Below are 523 nucleotides of genomic sequence, written 5' to 3'. Positions count from 1 at the left end.
CGGTAAGGTCGCTATCTCGCAGCTGCACGTCGGTAGGGATCAGGGTCCAACGATCAATGGGCCCGCAGCACTGGTACCACGGGGGGGAAATGAAGGCGCCGATCCATTTGGATCGGCGCTTTATTTGGGTGTGACTTAGCGGCGCGGCTTGAAGAGAGCCTGCTGCAATTGGCCGGGCATTTCCGTCTTGTGACGCTTGGTATGTTTGTTGACGTACATGGCCGCATCCGCAGCGCTCAGCAGGCTGTCGGCTGACGTGCCGTCTTCGGGGTAGAGTGCGATGCCCACGCTGGCGCAATTCGAAGTCGCCGTCTTGTTCAGGGTGACTTCAAATCCGTGAACCGTGCTCTTGCTGAAGCCGGTTGAGGTCACGGAAATCGTGTACTTGCCCGGAAGCAGGTTGGTCAGCTGGTACTCGCCAATGCTGTTGGTCGTCGCCTGGTAGGCCACCCCGGTGGCTTCGTTCGTCGCCACCACTTCGGCCCTGACTACCACCGCTTTGTTGTTGTCCGTCACCAGTCCG

At 59.7% G+C, this 523-nt stretch carries 1 protein-coding gene; it reads right to left on the bottom strand.

All coding sequences use genetic code 11. The annotated features are described in order from the left end of the window. Positions 1-135: 135 nt before the first annotated feature. Positions 136-523, bottom strand: a 388-nt coding sequence (locus tag DHV10_RS26855) for a carboxypeptidase-like regulatory domain-containing protein (RefSeq protein ID WP_162601945.1), incomplete at its 5' end; no start/stop codon positions are given.

The organism is Occallatibacter savannae, from assembly GCF_003131205.1.
GTDB lineage: Bacteria > Acidobacteriota > Terriglobia > Terriglobales > Acidobacteriaceae > Telmatobacter > Telmatobacter savannae.
This window is presented reverse-complemented; position numbering and strand designations above follow the sequence as displayed.